Origin of the sequence: Cobetia sp. AM6 (genome assembly GCF_009617955.1) — a bacterium.
Lineage (GTDB): Bacteria > Pseudomonadota > Gammaproteobacteria > Pseudomonadales > Halomonadaceae > Cobetia > Cobetia amphilecti.
Genome location: NZ_AP021868.1, coordinates 376,807 through 402,203 on the forward strand (window position 1 = coordinate 376,807; position 25,397 = coordinate 402,203).

Consider the following 25,397-nt stretch of genomic DNA (forward strand, 5'->3'; position numbering starts at 1 on the left):
CGCCTCCTGGCTCAAGTGTGCTTTTGAGGCACCCAGCGGCCAATGCGCTCGCGATGGCGGGCAAAGAAGCGGTAACTCAAGTCCATCAGCGGGCGCAGGCCCGGTAGCAGCGACAGGCGCACCAGGCGCCGATAGCCGAGTACCGAATAGAGTGCTCGGCTGGCATCCATGCCGACATACCACTCCCCGCGTGCGTCCTGCACATGCAGACGTCCCATCATCGTCTCGAAGCTCAAGCCCAGCGCCTGAGGCGAGAAATCTGATGCACGGATATCCACCGTTCTGACCCGCTCCCGCCCGGGATGCCTGGCCAGCCAGGCGACCTCGCGCTGGCACAGGGGGCACTTGCCATCGTGGTAGAGCGTGACCGGTGCGCTGGCTTGCCAGATGCGACTCATGAGGATTCCTTGTCGGTCGTGAGACTGGAGGGTGCGGCGTAGTAACCGGCGCGATGGGCATCACTGCCATAGTCCGCGGCGCTGTCGAGGCGAGCCAGAAAGGCGTCGGCCTGTTGCAGCAGGGCTTCGCGCTTGTCGTCCTTCATGCGTCGCCAGCTGCCGTAGACCAGTGACATGCGCGGATTGCGTGACAACGCCTCGCGATGGCGCTCGATGAAGTGCCAGTAGAGGCTATTGAACGGGCAGGCATGCGGGCCGGTGACCTTCTTCGGCGAGTACTGACACCTGGCGCAGTGATTGGACATGCGGTCGATGTACTTGCCCGAGGCACAGTAGGGCTTGGAGCCCATCAGGCCGCCATCGGCATGCAGCACCATGCCCAGCGTATTGGGCAGCTCGACCCATTCACAGGCGTCCACATAGACCGCCAGATACCAGTCGCATAGTGCCTCGGGCTTCACGCCGCACAGCAGCGCGAAGTTGCCCGTGACCATCAGGCGACGAATGTGGTGGGCGTAGGCATGCTCGCGGGTGCTGGCGATGGCCTGATCCAGACAGCGCATGCCGCTGTCCCCCGTCCAGAAGAATTCCGGCAGGTTGCGGCTGGCTTCCAGCCGGTTTTCGCGCTTGTAGCCGGGCATGCGTGTCCAGTAGATGCCGCGCACATATTCGCGCCAGCCGAGTATCTGACGAATGAACCCCTCCGCCGAATTGATCGGCACCTCGCCACGCCGCCAGGCGGTGTCCACGGCGCTGCAGACCTCCTGCGGGCTCAAGAGGCCGATATTGAGCGCGGCAGACAGGCGTGAATGGAACAGGAACGGGTCGCTGTCCTCGATGGCATCCTGATAGCGGCCGAAGTCCGCCAGGCAGTGATCGAGAAAATGCGCGAGGTCAGAGCGGGCCTGGGCGCGCGTGACAGCCCAGTTGAAGTTCTCGAGGCTGCCGAAGTGGCGCTCCTCGTCACTGGCCTGCTCCCCGAAGCGCGCCGCGACCAGCGTCAGCACCTCGCGGGTGGTCGCATCCGCGTGATGGGCATGCACCGGCGGCGGTGGGGCGTGGAAGTCGTCTGGAATCGGTTCGCGGTTGTCGTGGTCGTGGTTGAACTTGCCGCCGGCGGGTTCGCTGCCTTCCATCAGCAGGTCGGTGTCACGGCGTTGCTCGCGATAGAAGTACTCCATGCGCAGTTGCTTGCGGCCCTCGGCCCAGCCGGCGAAGGCTGCCGGCGTGGTGAAGAAGCGTGTGTCCTCGAGGACTTCCCAGCGCACGCTGCCGGCCTCGCGCCGCGCCAGAAAGTCATCCAGCAGCCGCCACTCGCCGGGGCGGGTCACCAGCACGCCATCACACTGATACAGGGCAGCCAGACGCTCTGCCTCGCCGGTCAGACGCTGGAGGTTGTCCGGATCCTCCAGTCGGCTTTCATGTACCTGCCAGCCACACTCCCTGAGTTCCTGGGCGTGATGGCGCATCGCGGCCAGCATCATCGCGATCTTGTGCGGGTGGTGCGGCACGTAGCGGCCTTCCTCCTCGACCTCGCAGAAGGCGATCACGCTGTCGGCGGGTGCCTGCTTGAGGCTTGCCAGGTCATGGCTGAGCTGGTCGCCGAGGATCAGCACCAATGGCCGCGCGAAGTCATGACGCGTCGCCAGGCGCAGAGTAGCGGGAGTGGTATCGGGCACGAGGACTCCGGAGGGGTTGTGACAATAATTGTCTTAAAGCTATACAAATCGTGATGATAGTATAACTTCATCCCTCACGCACAGGGCGAGCTGGTAATATGACTGCGCTGTCGTGAAGTTGGCTGCGCTGCGGTGAAAGTGGCTGCGCTGCCGCTTCACCTCTCTTCTTGCCCCTAGTCAGGAGTCCATCATCCATGAGTACCCCGCGTTTTGGCGTCATGCTGGTCAATCTCGGCACCCCCGATGCCCCGACCCCCAAGGCGGTGCGCCGTTACCTCGCGGAGTTTCTCGGTGATGTACGCGTGATCGACCTGCCGCGTCTGCTCTGGCTGCCGATTCTGCATGGCCTGGTGTTGACGACGCGTCCCAAGAAGGTGGCCGAGGCCTACGCCTCGGTGTGGACGGAAGACGGCTCGCCGCTGATGGCGATCGGCAAGCGTCAGCGCGCCGCGCTGGAAGCACGCCTGGCCGAGTCACTGGGCGAGGACATTCCCGTCGAACTGGCGATGACCTACGGCAAGCCGACCATGGAAGAGGTGGGGCGCAAGCTCGCCAGCCGCGGTGCCGATCGCATGCTGATCCTGCCGCTCTATCCGCAGTTCTCGCGCACGACCACCGCCGCGGTCTTCGATCGCCTGGCGCGTGCGCTCAAGCCGTGCCCGCATCTGCCGGAGCTGCGTTTCGTGCGCGACTATCACGACCACCCGGATTACATCGCGGCGCTGGCCACCAGCGTGCGTGAGCACTGGGAGAAGGAAGGCCCGCGTGGCAAGCGCCTGCTGATGAGCTATCACGGCATTCCCAAGCGCTATGCCACCGCAGGCGACCCCTACCCGACGCAATGCGAGCGCACCAGCCAGTTGCTGGCCGAGGCGCTGGGGCTTGGCGACGATGAGTGGGCGATGACCTATCAGTCGCGCTTCGGCAAGGCCGAGTGGCTCAAGCCGTACACCGATGAAACGCTGAAGGCGTGGGGCGGTGAAGGGCTGGAAAGCGTCGATGTCATCTCGCCGGCCTTCGCGGCTGACTGTCTCGAGACGCTGGAAGAGCTGGAGGAAGAGAACCGCGGCTACTTTACCGAATCCGGTGGTGGCGACTTCCGCTACATCCCGGCGCTCAATGACCGCAGTGACCATATCGATCTGCTCGAGGCGCTGTGTCGCCAGCATACTCAGGGCTGGTAACGAGCAAGCCCGTCATACTGCCATTGCCCGAGAAATGAAAACGCCCCACCAGTCATCACTGGTGGGGCGTTTTCATGTTGCTGGCCTGCTGTTCGTGAATCCGCTCCTGCGAATCAGCGCTCGTGAATCCGCCCTCGTGGCTTGGCCCCGCTTGATGAGGGCCTGCCTGGCGATAGCCGAGAGCCGATCACGGCAGGCGGGATTCGCTGGACTCGGCGTTGACCTCGTCCGGCTCCTCGGCGACTTCGAGTCGCTCCGGCACGTTGCGTGTACGGCTGTCCGCCACCAGCTTCTGGTGCAGCGCCGCCTTGGACAGCAGGTGAGCGGTCACGGGGGCGGTAATGAACAGGAAGATGGACACCAGCATTTCCTGAAAGCTGAAGTGGCCGGTGGTGGCGCGGAAGTAGATCATCGACGCCATCAGCACGCAGCCGACCCCCAGCGTGGTGGTCTTGCTGGGGCCGTGCAGGCGCATGTAGAAGTCCTTGAGGTGCGTCAGTCCCAGAGAGCCGATGAAGGCAAACAGGCCGCCGGCAACCAGGAAGAAGGCGATCACGCCTTCGAGGACAGGATAGAACCAGGTGGGCATGGGGAGTCTCCGCTCAGGTCATTCGATGATGTCGCCGCGCAGCAGGTACTTGCAGACTGCCACGGTGCTGACGAAACCGAGCATGGCGATCAACAGCGCCGCCTCGAAGTAGGACTTGCTGTTGAGCTGGATGCCGAACAGCACGATCAGGGCGATGGAGTTCACGTACATGGTGTCCACCGCCAGAATGCGGTCCGGCAGGTCCGGCCCGATGGCGAGCCGGAAGACGTTGAGCACCAGCGAGGCGGCGAACAGCGCGATGCTGATCCACAGGGCGATGTCTAGCATTCGAAGATCTCCTTGAGCGGACGCTCGTAGCGCTGGCGGATCTCGTCGATCAACTCCTGCTCATCCTCGACATCCAGTGCGTGGATGATCAGATGGCGACCATCCAGCGTCAGATAGGCCGAGACCGTGCCCGGCGTCAGCGTGATGGTGCTCGACAGCAGGGTGATCGGGAACTTCTCCTCAAGCTCCAGCGGATAGCGCACGAAGGCCGGACGGAACTTGGCGCGCGGATTGAGGATCAGGTAGGACACCTGCAGGTTGGCGATGATGATGTCCATGATCACGCGCAGGAAGTAGCTGATCAGCCGCCAGGGCTTCTGGAGGTCGGGCTGCGGCTCCCAGAAGCGGTAGGTCAGGATGGGAATCGCGATGGCCAGCACTGCCCCGAGCAGGATCTGACCGGGCGCGACGCTGTTCTGCAGCATCAGCCAGACGATCAGCAGCAGCACCGACAGCATCGGCGTGGGCAAGAGACGGGAACGAGGCTTGATCATGAGACATCTCCCTTCAGCGGCGGTGCGGTTTCCGGTGCCGCGTCCTTGCCGAGCAAGGATTCAAGATAGGGGGCCGGGTTGGACAGCTGCTCGGCGGTGGCCTTGGTCCAGTTCGCCAGCGGCCCCGCGAAGATGACCAGCATCAGCGCGGCCGAGATCAGCCCGCCAGTGGCGATGCCACGGGCTACGCCGATGCGCTCGCCGCTGGGTTCGGCCTTGCTGGTGCGCCAGAACACGCTGGAACCGGCGCGTGAGCAGGCGACCAGCGAGCACAGACCGGCCAGCAGCAGCAGCGGCCACAGCCAGATCTGCTGCTCCGGCGTCGCCGAGGCGAGAATCAGCGCCTTGCCGATGGCGCCCGAGAACGGCGGCAGCCCGGCGGCGGCGGCGGTGCCGATCAGGAAGAGGCCGCCCAGCAGGCCTGCCTGCAGCAGCGGGCGCGAGCGCACGATGCGTGCCCCGGCCTTGCCGCGCTGACCGGCGACCACGTCGACCAGCAGGAAGAGCCCGCCGGTGACCAGCGTCGAGTGGATCAGGTAGAACAGCAGCGCGCTGTCTGCCTCGATCGTGTTCATGCCCAGCGCCGTCAGCAGCGTACCCACCGACACCATCACCAGATAGGCCACCAGGGTGCGCAGATCACGCGCCGAGAGCACGCCCAGCATCGCCACCACCAGGGTGGCGAGTCCCGCCCACCACAGCCAGTCACGACCGAGGTCCGCCAGTGCGCCAGCGTTGTCGGTGAAGATCAGCGAGTAGACGCGCAGGATGGAATAGATGCCGACCTTGGTCATGATCGCGAACAGCGCCGCCACCGGCGCCGAGGCCGCGGCATAGGCGCGTGGCAGCCAGAAGTACAGCGGCAGCATCGCCGCCTTGAGGCCGAACACCACCAGCAACAGCAGGCCACCGGCTTCCATCAGACCGGCACGGCCCGGGTCCAGCGTAGTGACGATGACCGCCATGTCGGCCATGTTCAGGGTGCCGGTCACGCCGTACAGGATACCCAGCGCGATCAGGAAGAATGCCGAGCCCATCAGGTTCAGCACCACATAGTGCAGCGCCGACAGCGTGCGTGCCTTGCTGCCGCCATGCAGCAGCAGGGCATAGGAGGCGATCAACAGCACCTCGAAGAACACGAACAGGTTGAACAGGTCGCCGGTCAGGAAGGCGCCGTTGATGCCCATCAGCTGCAGCAGGAACAGGCCATGGAAGTTGGAGCCGGTCTCATCGATGCCCGCCGTGGCGTACAGACAGGCCAGCAGGCCCAGCAGCGAGCTGAGCAGCACCATGGTCGCCGACAGGCGATCCAGCACCAGCACGATCCCGAACGGCGGCTGCCAGTCGCCCAGCGCGTAGTAGCGGATGGTGCCATCACCGGCCTGCACCACCAGCGCGATGGCGATGGCCACCATCAATGCCTGGGCCACCAGGCTGACCGTGCGGCGCAAGGTCGGTGAGGTGGCACGACTCAGCAGCAGGCCCGCCCCCACCAGCAGCGGCAGGACAATCGGAAGGACAATCAGGTGTTGCAGCATCACTTGGTGTCCTCTTTCTCTTTCGAATCATCCAGGCGATTGCCGTTGACGTGGTCACTGCCCAGGTCGCCGCGCGCGCGCATCGCCAGAATGACCACGAAGGCCGTCATGGCGAAGCCGATCACGATGGCGGTCAGCACCAGCGCCTGGGGCAGCGGGTCAGCTGCTGGTGAGCCGGCACCGACCACGGCTGGATTGCCGTGCATCGCAAGGCCACCCATGGAGAACAGGAACAGGTTGACGGCGTAGGACAGCAGCGTCAGGCCGACCACGACGGGGAAGGTGCGGCCGCGCAGGGTGAGGTAGACACCGCAGGCGGCCAGCAGGCCGGTGGTAGTGGCGTAGAGGGCTTCCATCACATCTTCTCCTTGGTCGGGCGATGCGGAGTCGTCAGCTTGCCCAGATTGGCGAGAATCATCAGGGTCGCGCCGACCACGGTCAGGTAGACGCCGAGGTCGAACAGCAGCGCGGTGGCCAGCTCGATTTCCCCGATGACGGGCAGGGTGAAGTGGCCGAAGGAGGATGTCAGGAACGGATAGCCGAACACCCAGCTGCCGGCGCCGGTCAGGCCGGCGATCAACACCCCGGCCGCCGCGACGGGCTGATAGGGGAAGCGCAGCCAGCGCTGCGTCCAGTCCACGCCACGCGCGATGTAGAGCAGGATGATGGCCACTGCCGTCACCAGGCCGGCGATGAAGCCGCCGCCCGGGGCATTGTGGCCACGCAGGAAGATGTAGACCGAGACCAGCAGTGCCAGCGGCAGCAGCGTCTGGGAGACGGTGGCCAGGATCATCGGATGGCGATCCGGCGACCAGCCACGTCCATCCAGGTCACTGGACGGCATGAACAGGCGCAGGCGGTTGAGCAGCTTGAAGATCGCCAGGCCCGCGATGCCCAGTACGGTGATCTCACCCAGCGTATCGAAGCCACGGAAGTCGACCAGAATCACGTTGACCACGTTATGGCCACCGCCACCGGAGACCGCATTGGCCATGAAGAAGTCGGAGATCGACTCCACCGGGCGGGTCAGGATGGCGAAGTTGAGGCTCGCCACCACCACGCCGAAGGCACTGGCCAGCAGCACGTCGCGCATGATGCGGCGTGCGCTGGATTCCTTGGGCGTGCGCTGGGGCAGGAAGAACAGCGCCAGCATCAGCAGGATCATCGTCACCACCTCGACCGCCAGCTGGGTCAGTGCCAGGTCCGGTGCGGCGAAGCGCGCGAAGGCCAGCGAGGTCATCAGGCCGACCACGGACAGCATCAGCAGCGAGATCAGACGCTTGCGGTGGGTGATCGCGGTACCGAGGCCGGCCAGGCCGGTGATCACGGCGCCGGTCAGCAGCATGCCATCGAAGGGCTGTTGCTCAAGCTCTCCACCCAGTTGCGGCACGGCCAGCAGGCCGATGCCGACGAACAGCAGCGCGGTCAGCAGCAGCCACAGCATGTAGCGCTGCAGCGAGCCATTCTCGAAGCTGTCCATGCTGCGCTCGGAAAGCTTGACGAGGCGTTGCACGTTGGCCTCGAACACCAGCAGGGCATTGCGGGCGCGGAACTGGCGCTGGAAGGAATAGAGGTGGTGGCGCAGGGCATAGACGGCGACGCCGCCCGCCAGCGCGATACCGCTCATCAGCAGCGGCAGATTGAAGCCGTGCCAGATGGCGAGACTGAAGTCCGGTACCGGCCCGGCCAGCACGCTGGCGGAGGCACTGACCAGCAGGTCCTTGATCACCAGCGACGGCAGAATACCGACCAGCAGACAGATCAGCACCAGCACCTCGATGGGCAGCTTCATGTAGCGCGGCGGCTCATGCGGGGTCTTGGGCAGATCCTTCGGCTCGCCATTGAAGAAGACGTCGTGGATGAAGCGCAGTGAGTAGGCCACCGACAGGATGCCACCGAGGGTCGCCAGCGCCGGAATCAGCCACGACAGGCCGCCCAGCAGCTGGGCATCGAGGCTCTCGGCGAAGAACATCTCCTTGGACAGGAAGCCGTTGAGCAGCGGCACACCGGCCATCGAGGCCGAGGCGACCATCGCCAGCACCGTGGTATGCGGCATGTAGCGATACAGGCCGTTGAGCTTGCGGATGTCACGCGTGCCGCACTCGTGATCGACGATGCCGGCGGCCATGAACAGCGAGGCCTTGAAGGTGGCGTGGTTGATGATGTGCAGCAGGCCCGCGACGGCGGCCATCTGGCTGTTGAAGCCGAACAGCAGCGTGATCAGGCCCAGGTGACTGATGGTCGAGAAGGCCAGCACGCCCTTGAGGTCCTGCTTCATCAGCGCGAACCAGGCGCCATACAGCAGGGTGGCAAGACCGGTCAGACTGACGATGTAGAACCACAGGTCTGTCCCCGCGAGCACCGGGTGCATGCGCGCCAGCAGGAAGACACCGGCCTTGACCATGGTGGCGGAGTGCAGGAAGGCGGATACCGGCGTCGGTGCCGACATCGCGTGGGGCAGCCAGAACTGGAACGGGAACTGGGCCGACTTGGTGAAGGCGCCCAGCAGCACCAGTACCAGCGCGACCGGATAGAGCTCGTGGGAGCGGATCTGGTCCGCCGCGGCCAGCACGTCATCGAACTGGTAGCTGCCGACGATATGCCCGATGACCAGGATACCTGCCAGCAGTGCCAGACCCCCGGCGCCGGTGACGGTCAGGGCCATGCGGGCGCCCTTGCGCGCCTCGCTCAGCTGGTACCAGTAACCGATCAGCAGGAAGGAGCTCAGGCTGGTCAGCTCCCAGAACACCCACATCAGCAGCAGGTTGTCTGCCATCACGATGCCGAGCATCGCGGTCATGAACAGCATCAGGAAGCTGTAGAGGCGTGCCAGCGAATCCTCGCCCGACAGGTAATAGCGGGAATAGAGGATGATCAGCAGGCCAATGCCGAGAATCAGCAGCACGAACAGCCCCGACAGACCATCGAAGCGCAGCGACAGGTTGAGTCCCAGCTCCGCGATCCAGGGCAGATGGAACTGGGGCACCATGCCCGAGAAGACGTCTCCGAGGTGGAAGACGGCGATACCGAGTGCTAGGGCAGGTGCCACCGCGGTCAGCCAGGCAAGGCGTGCACGGGGCAGATTTCTGGCCATCAAGGGCACCAGGGCACCGAGTAACGGCAATAGCACGATCAACAGCAGGGTCATGGAAGACTCGCTCCAGTCGTTGTTGTAGTACGTAGTCCGTCATTCGTGGGCAGCGCAGACACAGGCTCAGGGCCGGACTGCCAGCTTCGAGATCGGGAGGCGGAGTTTCGGCCACTGGGTGCCGACAGAATAGGCGAGCGCACTGCAGGTTGCCGCGATGAAGTGCCGGACACACGAGACTCTGTCAGGAAGACGTTCTCATGGGGCCATGCGAGACACGACATGCGTCACGCGGCAGCAAGGGTTGGCAGTGGCTGGCTCAGGCTGCACGGAGGATCTGGCGCGGGTTCAGCGCGTCAATCGCTCCGGGCATGACGTTACCGTCGCAAGGGGCGGATCCGTCAGGAAGGGGAGTCGCACGGCACGGGGTGCCAGCATCCAGGATGGGATGAGGTCCGCAGCGCGTCCCCGGCTGCCCGCGACGGGCAGACGGCGAATATGCCGGGTTGGTGCGGTCATGTCATGTCTTGCGAGCATGGCCGTATTCCTCCTGAAGCCCCTGGATGACAAGTGTGTGTTCGAGTGGAGACACTTGCGCGATCTTGTTGAAAACATTGATGGAACGTGACCTAACCTCTCGAATGTATCACGCACTTGCACCCCTCGCCAGCGCATGCCCGACCCGCCGGAACGCGACATGTACCGTGTGAAGTGTTGTACAAGATGTCGATTTTCTTGTACAAATATTGCACGCCATACGTTCCACGGAGTCATCATGCACGAGGTCGCCAGCATGAATTCGGGCAACGCACCGGAAACCTCTCTGGTGTGGTTGCGTCACGACCTGCGGCTGGAAGACAACCCGCTGTTCGCGCTGCCCCTGTCCCGTCGCCCGCATCAGATGCTGGTGATGTATGTCTTCGACCGTCGCTGGCTGACGCCGAGCGACGGCTTGCCGCGCTTGGGGCCCGCGCGTCTGCGCCTGTTGTGGCAGAGCCTGATGAACCTGCGTGGCATGCTGCTGCGCCGCGGCAGTGACCTGCTGGTGCGCGTCGGGGACCCCGTCGAGGAAGTACTGACGCAGGTCGCCCAGCATGATGTCCAGTGCCTGGAAGTCAGCCGCGCCGCCGCGCCGGAAGACAGCCGCGCCCTGCAGCAGCTCTCACGGCGTCTGCCGGCCTCGACCCGGCTCCACTGTCATCCCCCTGACCAGATCGCCTTCGACAGCCAGCTGCTGGATGGCCCGTTGCTTGATCGCCTGCTGCCGGGCAGATTCCCCCGCGAAGAGACGGCTCGCCTGCGTGTGGCGCATGAGGCGTCCTGCGTCGCAGACGAGCGTGCGGCTCCCTCCAGTGATCTCACTCTGCGTGACACTGCCTCTGCTGACACAGGTTTTGCTGGCACAGCCTCTGCTGATACAGGCGCTTCAGGCGATCATGACGCCCTGGCGACCTGCGCCGCGCTTGCCTCGCAGGTGCTGCGCGCCAGTGGTGGCGATGACGCTGGCGTGGCCGACCTGATGCTGCCGCCTTGTGCTGTGTTGACGCCGACGCCCGGCACCTTGCAGGCACGCCCTCAGCGCGAGGCTCTGTCTCAACACGAGGCTTTGCCGACAGGGCTGAACGATGAGCAGTGGCGCGCCCTGTGCGAAGCGCAGTCACCCTTGCAGGGACTGCCCTATTCCCTGCCGCCGTGGCCCGATTCTGCCTCGCGTGGCTTTCCGCCGCTGGATGCCATCTGTGGCTCGGCGCAAGCCTGGCAGCCGGCGACTGCCAGGCTTGCGGAGCTGCTGGGCGGCGAGGAGCCAGCCCGCGCATACCTGTCGACCTTGCTGTGGGGCAAGGCCTGGGCGAAGGGAGATGCCGGCAAGGGCGATGACGACTCGATAGAAGGGGCGTCCTATCAGCGATCGCACTCTGCCGATGGCGAAGGCGCTGGTGTGCCGACGGGGCTGGCACCTCAGCGGGAGGCGGGGAAGACGCTGGACGCTATGCAATTGATGGCGCGCCCGGCGGATGCATGGCCACTGGCAGCATGGCTGGCGCTGGGTTGCATCAGTCCGCGCCGCATTCTGCAGGTACTGGATGCCCGCCGCCGCGAGGCGGGTGATGAGGCGATCAATCAGCAGCTGCTGGCCATCGTGCTGCAGCGCGAGTGCTGGCAGCGTATGCTGCGTGACAAGGATGAGGAGGCTCGCGCGGCCTGGTATGGCGCTGCGTTGCGGGAAGACGCCGCAAATGACGCCGCCTTTGCGCGCTGGAGCGAAGGGAGAACCGGCGATGCCCGGGCCGACAAGGCCATGCAGGTGCTGGTACGTGAAGGCTGGTTGCCGTGGTCCGAGCGCAAGTATCTGGCCGGTGCCTGGCTGGAGGGCGGCGGCGACTGGCGGTTGGGCGCGCGCTGGTTCGAGCGTTGCCTGCTCGATTACGACGCCGCCATCCACTGGGGTGAATGGCGGCATCTGGCGGGCTTCGATGTGTGATCAGGCGGTGTCGATATCGCGCGAGTCGTCCGGGAAGATCCAGGCCCTGGTGGCACCTCATCTTTGACCTGCTGCTATGACCTGGCGTTCTTCAGCCCAGACGGGCCAATAGCGCCGTGACGGCTGTCTCGACGCGCAGGATGCGCTCGCCCAGATGCACCCCTTCAAAGCCTGCCGCCATGAATTTCTCGACCTCATAGTCCACGAAGCCGCCTTCCGGGCCGATGGCCAGCATCACCGGCTCGTGGACGGCGCGTGGGCATTCATCCGGCATGCCCGGATGGGCGATGATGCCACGCGGAGGCGTGCCTGATGCTGGTGTCATCAGTGCCGGCAGGCGGTCTTCCACGAAGGGTTTGAACAGTTTCTCGTGGGTCACCGTCGGCATGATGGTGTCACGCGCCTGCTCCAGTCCCAGCACCAGATGCTGGCGAATCTTGTCTTCCTTGAGCTCCGGCGACTGCCAATAGCTCTTCTCGACCCGCCGCGTATGCAGCAGGGTGATTTGCTTCACGCCCAATGCCGTGACGTGTTCCAGCGAGCGTGCCAGCATGCGCGGGCGCGGCAGCGCCAGCAGCAGATGCACGTCGAGTGGCGCCGGCGGCTGACGGTCCAGCGTCAGGCTGAATTCGGCGCTGTCCGCGTCCAGTCGCTCCAGGCGGCCACGGCCGATCAGGCCACCCTCCACCCCCAGCGTCATCTCGTCGCCGACGTTGGCACGATGCACCTCACGCAGATGGCGCAGGCGGCGCGGGTCCGTGACACGTGCGTGGTCCTGAGCGGTCAGGTCGTCAGCGCCGAGCAAAATCAGATTCATGGCAATACCGGGGCAGTGGAGGGCAGGATGCATCGCTTACAGACAGCGGCAAGCGGGCGTTATTCTAGCATGTCGTGCATGCTGACCCGACGGGGACAGCGTTGGCATGGCGTCAATGACTGACGCGTGGAGACGCCTTTTCTTGCAGTCCCCCCCCTTGAGTGCACAATGAAGAAAAATCGACAGGAGCCTGACACGTGCGAGTGATCCGCAAATATGCCAATCGGCGCCTATACGACACCGAGCAGAGCCGCTACGTGACCCTGGAAGACCTGCGCAGCCTGGTGCTGGCGGAAGAGGTCTTCAAGGTCGAGGACGCCAAGAGCGGTGAGGACCTCACGCGCACCATCCTGCTGACCATCATCATCGAGCAGGAGCAGGGCGAGGGCGAGGCCGAGGTCTTCTCCAACGAGCTGCTGGAGCAGTTCATCCGCATCTATGCGATGGCCAAGCCGCTGCCGCTGGCCGGTTATCTGGAGCAGGGTACGCGGCTGATGATGGAGCAGCAGCAGCGCATGCAGGAGCAGTGGTCCCAGGCCATGCGTCACTCGCCGATGGAGATGATGCGCGAGGTCGCCGAAGAGAACCTGCGCTTCTGGCAGCAGGCCATGGGCGCTGGCATGGGTGCTGGCAAGAATGCCTCACGCTCACAGCCGAGCGATGCGGATGCGGCGCCTGATGAGTCGGACACGCCGCCGGACGATGAGCGACGCTGAGTGTGACGCCGTGTCAGATCCAGCTTTCACATAAATTCATCGTGATGTGAAAAGGGGCGCCCCGAGCAGGGCGCCTTTCTGCCATAATGCGCAGCCTGATATTTCCTCGGTAGCTCGCGCCATGCGGGTAGCCCTGATCCTCACTGGCTCATGAAGGTTGAAAAGATGAAGGTCCTGATCATCGGCGGCGGTGGCCGCGAACATGCGCTGGCCTGGAAGGCCGCCCAGTCATCCCGTGTCGAGGAGGTCTTCGTGGCGCCCGGCAATGCGGGTACGGCGCGCGAGTCCAAGCTGACCAATCTGGCGATTGCCGCTGACGATCTCGATGCGCTGGTCGCCTTCGCGCGTGACAACGCCATCGAGCTGACCATCGTCGGCCCGGAAGCGCCGCTGGTGATCGGCGTGGTCGATCGCTTCCGTGAAGCGGGGCTCAAGTGCTTCGGCCCGACGGCCGGTGCCGCCCAGCTGGAAGGCTCCAAGGCCTTCACCAAGGACTTCCTGGCGCGTCATGCCATCCCGACCGGCGACTACGCGACCTTCGCGGAGGTCGATGCGGCGCTTGAGTACCTGGCGGCCCATCCGGCGCCCATCGTCATCAAGGCCGATGGCCTGGCGGCGGGCAAGGGTGTCGTGGTCGCGATGAGCGACGAGGAAGCTCGCGCCGCGGTGCGTGACATGCTCGAGGACAACGCCTTCGGCGATGCCGGCGCACGCGTGGTGATCGAGGAATTCCTCGACGGTGAGGAAGCCAGTTTCATCGTGATGGTCGACGGCGAGAACGTGCTGCCGATGGCCACCAGTCAGGATCACAAGCGCGTCGGCGAAGGCGATACCGGCCCCAACACCGGCGGCATGGGGGCCTACTCTCCGGCGCCGGTGGTGACGGCTGACGTTCACCAGCGCGTGATGGACGAGATCATCCTGCCCACCGTGCGTGGCATGGCGGCCGAAGGCCATCCTTACACCGGTTTCCTGTATGCCGGTCTGATGATCGATGCCCAGGGCGCGCCGAAGATCATCGAGTACAACTGCCGCTTCGGTGACCCGGAAACCCAGCCGATCATGGTGCGTCTGAAGTCCGATCTGGTCGCGCTGTGTCTGGCCGCCGAAGACGGGCGTCTCGACACCCAGACCTGCGAGTGGGATTCCCGCGCGGCGGTCGGCGTGGTGCTGGCAGCTGGCGGCTACCCGGCCAGCTACCGCAAGGGCGATGTCATCAGCGGCTTCGATGCTGCCGAAGCGACCGGCTGCAAGGTCTTCCATGCCGGCACCGCCGAGCAGGACGGCCAGGTCGTCACCAGCGGTGGTCGCGTGCTGTGCGTCACCGCACTGGGCGACAGCGTCGCGGCGGCCACCGAGCGTGCCTATGAAGGCGTCGATGCCATCAGCTGGCAGGACATGCTGGTGCGTCGCGACATCGCCTGGCGCGCCATCGCTCGCGAGCGCGGCGATAGCTGAAAGCGCTGAGTCGCACGGGCCATCACCCCGCGACATGCCTGCTTCACGACAAGACCCGGCCTTAGGCCGGGTCTTGTCGTTGGGGCGTCTCTCGATGCCCTGAGCGCCTACGACCATCGTGTCGGGGTCTGGTCATGTCGGTGTCGGGCATGCGATAACCCTAGTCATCCTATATTCCTTCTTGAGGCTGACCGGCGTCGAAAGATGGCGTCGCCGTCCGCCCTGAACCCTTTTCCTGTCTCGCCGACAAGGAGTCTGCATGGACCGTATCCGGCTTGAATTTCCGGTTTCCCGCCTGGTACATCGCCACCCGATGACGATTCGGGTCAGCGACATCAACTATGGCCAGCACCTGGGCCACGACAGCGTAGTCAGCCTGGCGCACGAGGCGCGGGGCCAGGCCTGGCAGGCGCTGGGCTTCCCCGAATGGAACATCGATGGGCTGATGAGCATCGTCGCGGATCTCGCCGTGCAGTATCAGGGCGAGGGCCGGCTGGGTGACGCGCTCGTGGTGGAGACGGCCATCGACAGCGTGTCCGGCAAGGGGCTTGGCGTCCATCACCGCCTGCTGCGTGTCAGCGATGACGCGGTACTGGCGACGCTGCGCGTCGGGCTGGTGTTCGCTGGCGAGCAGGGGCTGGCGGAGCCGAGCGCGCGCGCCAGTGCCGCCATCGAGCAGGCCGTCTCAGCCATGTCGTCCCGGGTAGCCAACTGATGTCGCGGGAATATCCGATCATCGCCGTGACGGGGTCTTCCGGCGCGGGCACCACCACCGTCATGCGCACCTTCGAGCGCATGTTCTCGCGTGAGGCGATTCATGCCGCCTACGTGGATGGGGATGCCTTTCACCGTTATACCCGTGACGAGCTGGTGCGCATGTTTCAGGAGGCGCCGGAGCGCAAGCGCGAGCTGTCTCACTTCGCGGTCGAGGCCAACCAGCTGGATCGTCTGGAAGCGCTGTTCGTCGAATATGGCGAGCAGGGCTCCGGCACGCATCGTCATTACATCCATGCCGAAGACAAGCGCATGATCGAGGCCGGCTACAAGGTCGGCACCTTCACCGAATGGCAGTCGCTGCCGGACTGTACGGACCTGCTGTTCTACGAGGGGCTGCATGGTGGGCTGGTGACGCCGGAGCATGACATCGCGCGTCATGTCGATCTGCTGATCGGGGTGGCACCGACCATGAATCTGGAGTGGATCCAGAAGATCGATCGTGACACCAAGCTGCGCGGGCACTCCCAGGAAGCGGTGGTGGACACCATCCTGAGCCGCATGGATGACTACGTGCGCTACATCCAGCCGCAGTTCTCACGCACGCACATCAACTTCCAGCGCGTGCCGACGGTGGATACCTCCAACCCCTTCGAGCCGCAGGATATCCCGACGGACGCCGAGTCGATGGTCGTGATCCACTTCCGCGATCCCGGCAGTGTCGACTTCCCGTTCCTGCTCGCGATGATCCAGGGCTCGTTCATGTCACGCCCGCATACGCTGGTGGTGCCCGGCGCGCTGATGGCACTGGCCATCGAGCTGATCATCACGCCACTGGTCAAGAGCCTGCTGGCACAGCGGCGGTTCCGCTAGCGGGAGACATGAAGGGGGCTGGGCTCGGGCTGGCTCAGTGCTTGCGGCCCTTGAGGCGTGGCAGGATGCCCTTCTTCCAGATACGCAGGGTGCGATTCAGGCGGCCGCTGCGGATCAGCAGGCGTGCCTCGCGGGTGCTCAGCGGCAGGCCGAGGGTGCGTTGCTTGAGCTTCAGCGAGTGACGCAGATCGAAGCGACGCATCATGCGCGCGAGAGTGGCCGTGCCCGGCAGGCGCGGCAGGCGGACGGCAGAGGTGAAGTCGATCAGGACCGGCACGCCATCGCGCAGCACGACGTTGGAGCCACGGATGTCGTTGTGGGCCATCTGACGCTGATGGAGTTGCTGCACGACGAGAATCAGCTGCTGACTGAGGCGGGCATCCGTCACGTCATCCAGGGCGGCGTCACTCAGCAACGGCCCTGGGATGTACTCCATCGCCAGCGACAGCGGTGACAGGCGCGCCACGGCGCGGGGGGCGTGTGTCCAGTCGCCCAGACGCTCGAGCATCTTCAGCTCATGGCGTACCAGCCAGCGTGCCACCAATGCCGCCGGCGTGCCGGCATAGCGGCGGTAATCCTTGCAGACCACCGGTTGGCCATTGAGGTGCGTGATATAGACCTCTGCCTTGAGAAAGCCCTTGGCACGCTGCAGGAACTCGCCCGGGGCCTGCTCGCCGTCAACACGCGTGACCCTGGGCGCGGCACGCAGTGCCGCCCGCGCCTTCTCTGCGCGCGTAGGCTCAGCGCGATCGACGGCGGGAGCGCCGACAGTGGCCGGTCGTGTCTCGCCATGAGCGCCAAGGCCGGCCTCCAGTTCGTGGTTGGCCTTGCGCAGGGAGGAATCTTGGCGAGTGAACACGGGCATGACGGGCGGCTTCTCGTTAGCGGGTTAACAATGATTATCCTACTGTTTTCCTCATTCGCCCACTGGCAGCGGTGAATCAGTCTGTTTCCCTAAAGGCGACATTGCTCTGTTCACAAGCTGGCCCGCGTTTTCCTGCGTCTGCCCTTGGCCTGTTGCCCGGCTGGCGCTACGCTGGCAGGCCACGCTGCCGTGGGCAGCCCCACTTCAAGGGAGAAGGTGTCATGGACTGTCTGTTCTGCAAGATCATCAACCGCGAGATTCCCGCCGATATCGTCTATGAGGATGATGAGGTGCTGGCCTTCAATGACATCAATCCGCAGGCGCCGACCCATGTGTTGATCATCCCCAAGCAGCACATCGCCACGCTCAACGATATCGAGGAGCATCAGCTGGCCACGGTAGGGCGCCTGCAGTACACCGCCGCCAGACTGGCGAAGGACTACGGTTTTGCCGAGGGCGGTTATCGCGTGGTGATGAACTGCAATGAAGATGGCGGCCAGACGGTCTATCATATTCATATGCACCTGATGGGTGGTCGCCGCTTCACATGGCCGGCTGGCTGAGCCGGCATAGAGCAGGCGCCTGTACCGGCGGTTCGCGGGCAGGTAGCGGCTAGCGATAACAAGCGCGCGGCACACAGGCGCATACCGGCAATGTCGTGAAAACGGCATTGCCGGTTTTTCATTGGGGAAGCCACGGCGCAAGGGAGCCGGTCAGGCCTCGCCCGGCGACACTCTGCCCCTTACCGTCGCGGGCTGGCTTGCGTAAGATGGCCTCATTGCTCACGCCGTGCAGGAGTCTTCCCATGCCGCATTCCGATGCCATTTCGGCGCAACGTCATCACAGCCGCGCCGATCAGTTGATCCATCAGTTCGACACCGTACTGCGTACCCTGGTGCCACATGCCGCCCAGCCGTCGCGTCCCTCTCCGGCGGGCGACATCCATGACGAAGCGATCAGCGACGAAGAGCGCCAGCACGCCGCTGGCCTGATGCGCATCAATCACACCGGCGAGGTGTGTGCCCAGGCGCTCTATCAGGGTCAGGGTTTCACGGCGCGTCTGCCTGAAACGCGCACGCAGATGGAGCTGGCTGCCCAGGAAGAGATCGATCACCTGGCCTGGTGCGATGCACGACTCGTCGAGCTGGATGCCAATACCAGCCTGCTCAATCCGTTGTTCTACATGACGAGCTTCGCGCTCGGGGCAGCGGCCGGTGCCATCAACGACAAGGTCAGCCTCGGGTTCGTGGCCGCGACCGAAGAACTGGTCGGCGAGCACCTGTCGAAGCACCAGCAGACGCTGCCCGAGGGCGATCAGCGCTCACGTGCCGTGTTGCGCCAGATGGAAATCGACGAAGCCCATCATGAGCAGTGGGCGCTGGAAGCCGGTGGTCATCGCTTCCCGGGGCCGCTGAAGAGCGCCATGCGCCTGATGTCCAAGGTGATGACGGCCAGCGTCTACCGAGTGTGATGGTCAGACGTCTGAGCCTGCCTTGGCAGCTTCAGGACGCTGCAACGCAAAAGGCCGCCCCATGGGGCGGCCTTTGTGTTTTTGGCGAACGTCGTGATGATCAATACGAGACGATCATTGCGAGTCGGCCAATGTGAGACGCTCAGCGGTCTCCGGCGTCAGGGCTTATTCCTTGACCTGGTACTCACCGTCCAGCGTCTCGGTGCTGCTGCCGTCTTCACGCGTGGCATCACGCGAGTAGTTCTGGCGGCCACTGGCCTTGTCCTGGGCCTCCTGCATGCGCTGCTGCATCTCGCTCATGCGCTTTTTCATGCGACGGCGGATGAAGGGCAGCATGATGATGCCGAGTACCATCATCACCAGCGCCGCGAACAAGCTGAAGATCATGACCACGCCACCGATCAGCCAGGCGGCGACCAGCTTGAGGCCGGACAGGCCATTGGAGGGGCGTTGGTTGCCTGCATTGGCCTGCCATTGGCGAGCCTGGTTCCACAGAGTGTTGTGCTGTTGGCCTTGCATGTGTCTTCTCCACGATAGAGCCGGGCCGTCAGGCCGGGCGAGGATGACCCGATAGGTGAAAGTGGGTGGTCGGGGATATCGGGTCAGGAAACAGGGGTATTGCCCTCCCGGCGCAACGGGCATTCGTGCTCTGGGCCGGGGGATGGGTAAGTGGGGCTCGATGCGACGCACTTTTGCATGAGGCGCTTGATGGCATCGGGCGGCCGGTTGACTCGTTCAGCATCGAAGTTGGCATCGTTGCCGTCAAGCGGCTTCGGCGTTGATCCAGCGCTGGATGTCGGGTTCAGTCCCTGAACCACTTCAAGGCACGGCGGCTGGTCAAGCGGGTCGATCAGTTCACGGCCGGTAATCCGGATTCATGGACACGCTGGCAGCGAGGTTGAAAGCGTTGCCCGGCAGCGGCATGTTCAATGTCATTCGTTGCGGCCTGCCTTGCGCATCGCGTCCGTGAATCTGGATGGCGTGCGCAGCGACTTCGACGCTCTGTACACTCTTGATGCCGTCGACAGCGGCAAAATTCAAGGTCTGGCGCATGCTGTCGCCATCGATGGCCTTGTCGCCGGGCGCGGAATCACTCTGGCGCAGCGCTTCGCTGATGAATTCTCCATCGGCGAGATTGATGGCCAGTTCCATCTGCCACCCATTATGCCCCCAGCCCGTGAACTGAACATGATCGTCGCGGATATCCATCGTACTGAATTCCATCATGCCCTTGCGACTGGCGTGGATCATCATCTGCGTGAGCAGCTCTGGCGCGAGCCCCTGGGTAGACGCGGCCTCAGAGATAGCTGTCGCAGGCTTTCCGGCTGTGCGGGTGGCGGCCGTGTCCAGCGCGCTACCCTCCGCATCATCGCCGAGCGTGGCGTGCGCCTTGCCGTCATCTGAGTGCTCGCTGGTCGAGGGCCCATTTGCAGAGAGCCCTGCGGTCGAGAGTTCTGCCGCCGACAGCTGATGGCGCACCGGCAGGTCCTCGATGCCGTTGGCATAGGCGGGAGCCGAGCCCAGCATCAGGCCGAGTGCGCTGACGCCCAGGCCGTGTCGCCAGTGCTGGACTGCGCGGCTGGCGAGCCAGAAGCGCGACGGGGCGGCGCCTGCGGCCGAGGATGGCGGCTGCCGGGATGCGGAGTCTGATTCACGAGCGGGAGCAATACGGGACGCGGCTGATGGGGACATGACACCCTCCTCAAGGATGGCTGTGCATGGCACTCACTGTGGGCCAGGCGACCTTGCGCGTCGCTGAGACGTGAATTCATCTGAGGTTCATTGCCTCCTGTCAGTCTCTGCATCACAGGGTCAGTGGTTGCTCTCGGGTTGGTCCGCGTTGTTCCAACGCAGGTTTGATTGCACATTCCGTTGCTAGATTGAGCGCCACGCGCAAGCGCCCGCCTTGGGCGCACACCAGCCCCGCCGTCATTCACGAGGTTCCTCTTCATGCAGACTCCCCACAAGGCTCAGCCAGACGCCCGTGCAGCGCGTGGCAGTCAATGGCGGCAACGCTATGTCTGGCTGTGCCTCGGGCTCGGGAGCCTGCTGGTCGGTGCGCTGGCACTGCCGCCGCATGCGCTGTGTGACAGCGAGCGCTGGCGCAGCCTGCACGACGAAGTCGCCGCCGGACGTGTCATCTCGTTGTCCGAGCTGCTCGATAGCCTCGAGCGCGACTGGCTGGGTCAGGTGGTCGAGGTGGAGCTCGAAGAGACGCATGGCGAGCTGATCTATGAGGTCGAGATGCTCGGGCCACAGGGCCAGATGGCCAGATTCACCGTGCGCGCCTCGGATGGCAGCCTGCGTGAGGTGCGCGGCGTCAATCTGGATGCCATGCGTCGCGCTGGCAGCGGTTCCTTGTCTGAGCCTCTGACCAAGCCCCTGACCAGGCCCTTGCCCGAGACGGACGACGCGCCGCTCGTGACTGACGGCGCCAATGCCGAGGTCGAGAGTCAGTAGGACGAGGCAGGCAGTGGCCAGGCCAGGCAGTGTCAGCGCAGGCTGTGACAAGGGCGCCGAGGGTGCCTGGCGGCCCTGAGGAACGGTATGCTAGTGCCATTGTCCATTGCGCCACCGGTAGAACGCCGCTTGCGTCAGGAGCCCGAGAATCGATGAAGATATTGCTGGTTGAAGATGACATGCCGTTGGCCGAAGCGCTGATGGCGCGCCTGGGGGAAGCCGATGTGCTGGTCGAGCATGCCACCACCGGGGGAGACGCCGACTTTTTGATCCAGACCGAGAGCTACGATGCCGTAGTGCTGGATCTCGGCCTGCCGGACGGCGATGGCACGCGCTGGCTGGCCCAGTGGCGAGAGGCCGGCATCGAGGTGCCGGTGCTGGTGCTGACCGCGCGCGAGCGCTGGTCTGACAAGGCCGCCGGCTTCTCTGCCGGCGCCGATGATTACGTCACCAAGCCCTTCGAGACCGCCGAGGTCATCTTCCGTCTGCGCGCCCTGGTGCGTCGCTCTCGCGGCCATGCCCACCCCGTGCTCAAGCTGGGTGATCTGGCCTGTGACACCCACGGCGGTACCGTCAGCCTGGCGGGGCGCCCCGTGTCGCTGACCGCCCAGGAAACGCGCCTGCTGATGCACCTGATGCACGCCGTGCCTGGTGTGGTCAGCCGTTCTGAACTGGTCGAGCATGTCTATGACCGCGACCACGAACCCGATTCCAATGTCATCGACGTGCAGATCAGCCGTCTGCGCCGCAAGCTGGGGGCCGAGCGCATAGAGACGCTGCGCGGGCGTGGCTATCGTCTGCGTGATCCGGACGCCGAGACACAGACGCCGGCGGATGGCAGCGACGCATGAAGCCACTGTCCGTCGGCCGCCGCTTGCTGGGCGGCTCGCTGGTCATTGCCTTGATCGTCATGCCGCTGACCGGGCTCGGTCTGGCCTGGAGCTTCCGTGACGCCGTGACTACCGCCTTCGACCAGCGCCTGCTGTCGCTGTCGAAGGTGCTGATCGCCGCCATCCAGTTCGACCGCGAGAAGGGCCGCCCCGGCCTGACACGCTCGCTGGGCGACCCACGCTTCGATCAGGCCTATTCGGGCTGGTACTGGCAGATTTCCGATCGCAACGGCAATGTGCTGACGTCGCGCTCGCTGTGGGACCAGCGACTGCCGCCGCTGGAAGACATGGACAAGGGCGTCATCATCAGCCGTGACCTCAAGGGCCCGCGCCATCAGGTGCTGCGCTCCCTCGAGCGCGATATCCGCCTGCCCGGTCGCAACCAGCCACTGCACGTGATGGTGGCGGCCAGCCGTAGCGAGGTCGACGCCGAGGTCGCGCGCTTCGAGTGGCTGCTGGCGGGTGCGCTGGTGGCCTTGGCATCGCTGTTGGTGTGCGGCTCTGCCGCGCAGATCAGCTGGGGGCTGGCGCCTCTGCGGCGCCTGCGGGCTCGCCTCAAGAAGGTCGCCGACGGCGAGGCGGAGCGGCTGGAAGAGACCCGTCTGCCGCCGGAGCTGACCGAGCTGACCCGCGCCATCAATGCCGTGCTCGAGCGAGATCAGCGCTTGATCGAGCGCGGGCGCGCGGCGGCCGGCAATCTGGCGCATGCCCTCAAGACGCCGGTCAGCGTGCTCAAGGCCCAGTCCGAGCGCTTCGACGGCGAGGACCGCGCGCGGATCGACGCCGAGCTCAAACGCATCGATGAAGCCGTGCGCCACCACCTTGCGCGTGCCAGTGCCGCCGGTGGCGCGCATCTCAGCGGGCGCATCAGCCTGCGTGAGGCGGCAGGGCCGGTCTTCGAGGGACTCGGGCGCTTGGCGAGCCGGCGTGGCATCACGCTGAGTCTGGCGCTGGAGGACGACGCCAGCGTGCGGGTCGACCCGCAGGACCTGCAGGAAATGGTCGGTAACCTGCTCGAGAACGCCTTGCAGTGGGCTCGCCAGCAGGTGCGCGTCAGCAGCGAGACCCGCGATGGCGGCGTGCTGTTGATCATCGAGGACGATGGCCCCGGCATGAATGAAGAAGAGGGCGCTGCCGCGCTGGGGCGTGGGGCGCGTCTTGATGAAGGGCGCTCCGGTTCCGGTCTGGGGCTGGCGATCGTCGATGATCTGATGGCGCTCTACGGGGGCGAGCTGGCACTGGAGCGCTCCAGTCTGGGCGGCCTGGCGGCACGCGTCTGGCTGCCGAGCTCCCCGCTGGTCGGGGCGCAGCCGAAGGAGTGACAGGGCGCCGCCTCGTTTATCGGCGGTCTTGTCTTGATAGCTCAGCGCTATCACAGCCATCCCGAGAGATGATTGGGCGCGGCCAGGACGACACCGTATTCTGACGGTGTCCGGCTGGCAGCCGGACGGGCTTCGTTTCTGAGTCTCGTCTGCCGCGCCCTGCGGTGATGACGAACTGGCGCTCCTTCGGGAGCGCTTTTTTTTGCCTGTCATTCACCACGCCATGCCTGATCGACGATGCTCAAGGCGCCGATTGAACGCTGGCGGGGCTAACGGTCACGCTCAGGATCGCATAGGCTGTCAGAGAGTAAGCATCCGTTGCCGGGCGTCAGGAGGTGGTGATGAAGGACATGACAATGTGTGCTCAGCATGGCGATCTGGAGGGCCTGGCACAGGCATTGGCCGCTCCCGATGCGCACGAGCGAGTCAATGACGTGGATTATCGTGGGCGCTCGCCATTGCTGGTCGCGGTGCAGGCCAATCAGCCGGAGGCGGTGGAGGCCCTGCTGGCCGCCGGCGCCGATTGCGAGCAGACCGATGCCCTGCACGACACGCCCCTGCTGGCCGCGGCCGCGCTCGGCTATGGCCGCTGCCTGAGCCGGCTGCTGGCGCATGGCGCCTCGGCGACGGTGCTCAATCGCTTCTCTTCCACTGCGCTGATGTCGGCCAGTGAGCGTGGCCATGCCGATATCTGCCGTCAGCTGCTCGAGGAGACCGATGTCGACGTCAATCACCAGAATACGCTCGGCTGGACGGCACTGATCGAGGCCGTGTTGCTGGGGGATGGCGGCGTTGACTATCAACGGGTCGTCGAGCAGCTGCTGGCCCACGGTGCCGACGTCAATCTGGCGGACGCCGAAGGTGTCACGCCGCTGGCGCATGCGCGCTGGCGCCAGTTCGAGGCGCTGAGCGAGAGGCTGGAAGCGGCCGGCGGACACGAGCAGGGCGTTGCCCATGACGTGAGCGACGACGTCCAGGCCCGTACCTCGACACCGCGTCGTGCATGATGGCACCGACCACAAGGAGGCATCGCATGGCGTTGACCTGGGGACTGATCATCATCGGCATCGCCTTGCTGCTGCTCGGTGGCTATCGCTGGCAGCAGGCACAGTCCTTCGCCCGCAACAGCGCACAGGTGATGGGCGAGGTCATCAATCACGACCGTACGCTGCACGTCGAAGGGCGTAGTCCGATCCATCTGCCCAAGGGTGGCAAACTCAGCGAGGATGAGGCCCTGGCGATGGCGGGTCTGCCGCCGGGTGGGCGCTTCAATATCGAGTCGATCCAGTATGCGCCCGTGGTGCGCTATCAGGATCAGCGTGATGGCTGGCACGAGATCATCTCGCCGCTGGCGGTGCCCTCGCCGACACCCGCCGTGGGGGAGAGCGTGGCGCTGGTCTATCACCTCGACGCCCCGCATGAGGCCAGCCTGCCGGGGACGCGCGGCTGGCTGATCGGGGTGCCGTTGATTCTCGGCTTCGCACTGTGCGCCGTCGGCCTGCGTCTGCTGTTGCGGGGTGGTGGTGGATGAGTGATTCAGGGGGCGGCGCGACCCGCCGTTATGGTGTCGGCATGCTGGTGCTGTGCTGGGCGCTGATTCTCGCCATGCTGGTGTGGTGGTTTCAGGGCCAGCTTGATGAGCGCACCCGGCCCAATGCCTCGCTGGCTGGCCAGTCGCTGTCATCCGGAGAGCCACTGACGCTGTCGCGCAATCGCTCAGGTCACTTCGTGGCCCCCGGTACGATCAATGATCAGCCGGTGACCTTCCTGCTCGATACCGGCGCCACCTATGTCTCGGTGTCCGAAGCGCTGGCCGAGCGCCTGCAGCTGCCACTCGGGCGGGATGCGCGCTTCACTACCGCCAATGGCGTCAGCCACGGTGCCCTGACCACACTGGACGCTGTCAGTCTGGCGGGGCTCAGCCAGCGCGAGGTGCGCGGGGCCATCGTGCCGGGCATGCACGATGAGGTGGTGCTGCTGGGTATGAGTTTCCTGGGGGAGTTCGATATCAACATGCGCGGTCAGCAGATGACGCTGACGCCGGTGGATGGCGCTGGCGGCGTTCGATAAC

The 25,397-nt window shown here is 64.9% G+C and carries 26 protein-coding genes; 14 read left to right on the top strand and 12 right to left on the bottom strand.

All coding sequences use genetic code 11. The annotated features are described in order from the left end of the window. Nucleotides 1–11: 11 nt before the first annotated feature. On the bottom strand, nucleotides 12–398 hold the full coding sequence (locus CLAM6_RS01750; protein WP_043334750.1) for a thiol-disulfide oxidoreductase DCC family protein: 387 nt from the start codon (nucleotides 396–398) through the stop codon (nucleotides 12–14). Beyond that, entirely contained in the window at nucleotides 395–2,077 is a 1,683-nt protein-coding gene (locus CLAM6_RS01755) for a cryptochrome/photolyase family protein (RefSeq protein ID WP_225347495.1), read from the bottom strand. Before CLAM6_RS01755 ends, CLAM6_RS01750 begins: the two co-directional genes overlap by 4 nt. Before the next feature lie 194 nt (nucleotides 2,078–2,271). Here CLAM6_RS01755 and hemH point away from each other — a divergent pair, with 194 nt between their 5' ends. Then, complete coding sequence (gene hemH / locus CLAM6_RS01760) at nucleotides 2,272–3,261, top strand: ferrochelatase (protein WP_043334748.1); 990 nt, start codon at nucleotides 2,272–2,274, stop codon at nucleotides 3,259–3,261. A 187-nt stretch (nucleotides 3,262–3,448) separates the two neighbouring features. Here the strand turns inward: hemH and CLAM6_RS01765 are convergent, their stop codons facing one another. The 6 genes from CLAM6_RS01765 to CLAM6_RS01790 are packed head-to-tail and all read right to left on the bottom strand — an operon-like array spanning nucleotide 3,449 to nucleotide 9,318. Beyond that, a complete protein-coding gene (locus CLAM6_RS01765; RefSeq protein ID WP_043334746.1) occupies nucleotides 3,449–3,850 on the bottom strand; it encodes a Na+/H+ antiporter subunit G in 402 nt (133 codons plus the stop codon). An 18-nt stretch (nucleotides 3,851–3,868) separates the two neighbouring features. Further along, nucleotides 3,869–4,138, bottom strand: coding sequence for a K+/H+ antiporter subunit F (locus CLAM6_RS01770; RefSeq protein ID WP_043334744.1), 270 nt, complete (start codon nucleotides 4,136–4,138; stop codon nucleotides 3,869–3,871). Further along, entirely contained in the window at nucleotides 4,132–4,632 is a 501-nt protein-coding gene (locus CLAM6_RS01775) for a Na+/H+ antiporter subunit E (protein WP_043334742.1), read from the bottom strand. The genes CLAM6_RS01770 and CLAM6_RS01775 overlap by 7 nt, the downstream gene beginning before the upstream one ends. Continuing rightward, nucleotides 4,629–6,170, bottom strand: a complete 1,542-nt coding sequence (locus CLAM6_RS01780; RefSeq protein ID WP_052384719.1) for a monovalent cation/H+ antiporter subunit D — start codon at nucleotides 6,168–6,170, stop codon at nucleotides 4,629–4,631. Before CLAM6_RS01780 ends, CLAM6_RS01775 begins: the two co-directional genes overlap by 4 nt. Beyond that, nucleotides 6,170–6,526: a Na+/H+ antiporter subunit C gene (locus CLAM6_RS01785; protein WP_043334740.1), complete on the bottom strand. Its 357-nt coding sequence runs from the start codon at nucleotides 6,524–6,526 to the stop codon at nucleotides 6,170–6,172. The genes CLAM6_RS01780 and CLAM6_RS01785 overlap by 1 nt, the downstream gene beginning before the upstream one ends. Beyond that, nucleotides 6,526–9,318 (bottom strand): monovalent cation/H+ antiporter subunit A, encoded by a 2,793-nt coding sequence (locus CLAM6_RS01790; protein WP_043334738.1) that lies wholly within the window; start codon nucleotides 9,316–9,318, stop codon nucleotides 6,526–6,528. The genes CLAM6_RS01785 and CLAM6_RS01790 overlap by 1 nt, the downstream gene beginning before the upstream one ends. 715 nt (nucleotides 9,319–10,033) lie before the next feature. Between CLAM6_RS01790 and CLAM6_RS17765 the strand changes: the two genes are divergently transcribed. Further along, nucleotides 10,034–11,740, top strand: coding sequence for a deoxyribodipyrimidine photo-lyase (locus tag CLAM6_RS17765; protein WP_052384718.1), 1,707 nt, complete (start codon nucleotides 10,034–10,036; stop codon nucleotides 11,738–11,740). A gap of 91 nt (nucleotides 11,741–11,831) precedes the next feature. On the opposite strand, the gene CLAM6_RS01805 is transcribed toward CLAM6_RS17765, so the two are convergent. Next, the gene (locus CLAM6_RS01805; protein ID WP_043334736.1) at nucleotides 11,832–12,557 is read right to left on the bottom strand and encodes a 16S rRNA (uracil(1498)-N(3))-methyltransferase; all 726 of its coding nucleotides are present in this window, start codon (nucleotides 12,555–12,557) and stop codon (nucleotides 11,832–11,834) included. A 197-nt stretch (nucleotides 12,558–12,754) separates the two neighbouring features. Between CLAM6_RS01805 and phaR the strand changes: the two genes are divergently transcribed. The 4 genes from phaR (at nucleotide 12,755) to CLAM6_RS01825 (ending at nucleotide 16,318) form a co-directional block, all read left to right on the top strand. Next, nucleotides 12,755–13,273, top strand: coding sequence for a polyhydroxyalkanoate synthesis repressor PhaR (gene phaR, locus CLAM6_RS01810; protein ID WP_043334733.1), 519 nt, complete (start codon nucleotides 12,755–12,757; stop codon nucleotides 13,271–13,273). 165 nt (nucleotides 13,274–13,438) lie between these two features. Continuing rightward, entirely contained in the window at nucleotides 13,439–14,731 is a 1,293-nt protein-coding gene (purD, locus tag CLAM6_RS01815; RefSeq protein WP_043334731.1) for a phosphoribosylamine--glycine ligase, read from the top strand. Between the two features lie 259 nt (nucleotides 14,732–14,990). Further along, on the top strand, nucleotides 14,991–15,446 hold the full coding sequence (locus tag CLAM6_RS01820; RefSeq protein WP_052384717.1) for an acyl-CoA thioesterase: 456 nt from the start codon (nucleotides 14,991–14,993) through the stop codon (nucleotides 15,444–15,446). Continuing rightward, nucleotides 15,446–16,318: a phosphoribulokinase gene (locus CLAM6_RS01825; RefSeq protein ID WP_043334728.1), complete on the top strand. Its 873-nt coding sequence runs from the start codon at nucleotides 15,446–15,448 to the stop codon at nucleotides 16,316–16,318. Before CLAM6_RS01820 ends, CLAM6_RS01825 begins: the two co-directional genes overlap by 1 nt. Before the next feature lie 34 nt (nucleotides 16,319–16,352). Here CLAM6_RS01825 and CLAM6_RS01830 read toward each other — a convergent pair whose 3' ends face one another. Continuing rightward, the gene (locus CLAM6_RS01830; protein ID WP_052384716.1) at nucleotides 16,353–17,183 is read right to left on the bottom strand and encodes an RIO1 family regulatory kinase/ATPase domain-containing protein; all 831 of its coding nucleotides are present in this window, start codon (nucleotides 17,181–17,183) and stop codon (nucleotides 16,353–16,355) included. Between the two features lie 221 nt (nucleotides 17,184–17,404). Here CLAM6_RS01830 and CLAM6_RS01835 point away from each other — a divergent pair, with 221 nt between their 5' ends. Beyond that, entirely contained in the window at nucleotides 17,405–17,746 is a 342-nt protein-coding gene (locus CLAM6_RS01835) for a histidine triad nucleotide-binding protein (protein WP_043334727.1), read from the top strand. A gap of 242 nt (nucleotides 17,747–17,988) precedes the next feature. Beyond that, nucleotides 17,989–18,654, top strand: a complete 666-nt coding sequence (gene coq7 / locus CLAM6_RS01840) for a 2-polyprenyl-3-methyl-6-methoxy-1,4-benzoquinone monooxygenase (protein WP_205700843.1) — start codon at nucleotides 17,989–17,991, stop codon at nucleotides 18,652–18,654. A gap of 165 nt (nucleotides 18,655–18,819) precedes the next feature. Here the strand turns inward: coq7 and CLAM6_RS01845 are convergent, their stop codons facing one another. Next, complete coding sequence (locus CLAM6_RS01845; RefSeq protein ID WP_052384715.1) at nucleotides 18,820–19,173, bottom strand: hypothetical protein; 354 nt, start codon at nucleotides 19,171–19,173, stop codon at nucleotides 18,820–18,822. A 336-nt stretch (nucleotides 19,174–19,509) separates the two neighbouring features. Beyond that, nucleotides 19,510–20,346: a hypothetical protein gene (locus tag CLAM6_RS01850; RefSeq protein ID WP_043334725.1), complete on the bottom strand. Its 837-nt coding sequence runs from the start codon at nucleotides 20,344–20,346 to the stop codon at nucleotides 19,510–19,512. A 258-nt stretch (nucleotides 20,347–20,604) separates the two neighbouring features. Between CLAM6_RS01850 and CLAM6_RS17770 the strand changes: the two genes are divergently transcribed. From CLAM6_RS17770 to CLAM6_RS01880, 6 genes are all read left to right on the top strand, one after another. Then, a complete protein-coding gene (locus CLAM6_RS17770; RefSeq protein ID WP_064503321.1) occupies nucleotides 20,605–21,114 on the top strand; it encodes a PepSY domain-containing protein in 510 nt (169 codons plus the stop codon). A gap of 152 nt (nucleotides 21,115–21,266) precedes the next feature. Further along, on the top strand, nucleotides 21,267–21,965 hold the full coding sequence (locus CLAM6_RS01860; protein ID WP_043334723.1) for a response regulator transcription factor: 699 nt from the start codon (nucleotides 21,267–21,269) through the stop codon (nucleotides 21,963–21,965). Next, a complete protein-coding gene (locus tag CLAM6_RS01865; protein WP_043334721.1) occupies nucleotides 21,962–23,326 on the top strand; it encodes a sensor histidine kinase in 1,365 nt (454 codons plus the stop codon). Before CLAM6_RS01860 ends, CLAM6_RS01865 begins: the two co-directional genes overlap by 4 nt. 341 nt (nucleotides 23,327–23,667) lie before the next feature. Beyond that, the gene (locus tag CLAM6_RS01870; RefSeq protein WP_052384714.1) at nucleotides 23,668–24,333 is read left to right on the top strand and encodes an ankyrin repeat domain-containing protein; all 666 of its coding nucleotides are present in this window, start codon (nucleotides 23,668–23,670) and stop codon (nucleotides 24,331–24,333) included. A gap of 26 nt (nucleotides 24,334–24,359) precedes the next feature. Further along, nucleotides 24,360–24,857 (top strand): hypothetical protein, encoded by a 498-nt coding sequence (locus CLAM6_RS01875; protein ID WP_043334718.1) that lies wholly within the window; start codon nucleotides 24,360–24,362, stop codon nucleotides 24,855–24,857. Further along, the gene (locus CLAM6_RS01880) at nucleotides 24,854–25,396 is read left to right on the top strand and encodes a retropepsin-like aspartic protease family protein (protein WP_043334714.1); all 543 of its coding nucleotides are present in this window, start codon (nucleotides 24,854–24,856) and stop codon (nucleotides 25,394–25,396) included. Before CLAM6_RS01875 ends, CLAM6_RS01880 begins: the two co-directional genes overlap by 4 nt. Nucleotide 25,397 lies beyond the last annotated feature (1 nt).